The sequence below is a fragment of the Draconibacterium sp. IB214405 genome (assembly GCF_033963885.1).
GTDB lineage: Bacteria > Bacteroidota > Bacteroidia > Bacteroidales > Prolixibacteraceae > Draconibacterium.
On sequence record NZ_JAXBMA010000030.1, the window covers coordinates 1 to 654 of the forward strand.

1 protein-coding gene is annotated in these 654 nt (G+C 45.0%); it reads left to right on the forward strand.

The features are described from left to right. Positions 1–654: hypothetical protein (locus SLH46_RS21775; RefSeq protein WP_320283311.1), on the forward strand; the 654-nt coding region annotated here is incomplete at both ends.

Consider the following 654-nt stretch of genomic DNA (forward strand, 5'->3'; position numbering starts at 1 on the left):
ATCGTTACAAACGAAACCATCTGTTCAGATGAATCTTATACATGGACTGTGGACGGAGTGGAATACTTCGGTACTGAGGGTGATACTACTGTTCATTACGAAGGTGCCAACTGTGCGCCGGATACTGTATTGAATATTACCGTAACTCCGGAACCAGAACCAATCGTTACAAACGAAACCATCTGTTCAGATGAATCTTATACATGGACTGTGGACGGAGTGGAATACTTCGGTACTGAGGGTGATACTACTGTTCATTACGAAGGTGCCAACTGTGCGCCGGATACTGTATTGAATATTACCGTAACTCCGGAACCAGAACCAATCGTTACAAACGAAACCATCTGTTCAGATGAATCTTATACATGGACTGTGGACGGAGTGGAATACTTCGGTACTGACGGTGATACTACTGTTCATTACGAAGGCGCCAACTGTGCGCCGGATACTGTACTGAATATTACCGTAACTCCGGAACCAGAACCAATCGTTACAAACGAAACCATCTGTTCAGATGAATCTTATACATGGACTGTGGACGGAGTGGAATACTTCGGTACTGACGGTGATACTACTGTTCATTACGAAGGCGCCAACTGTGCGCCGGATACTGTACTGAATATTACCGTAACTCCGGAACCAGAACCAATCGTT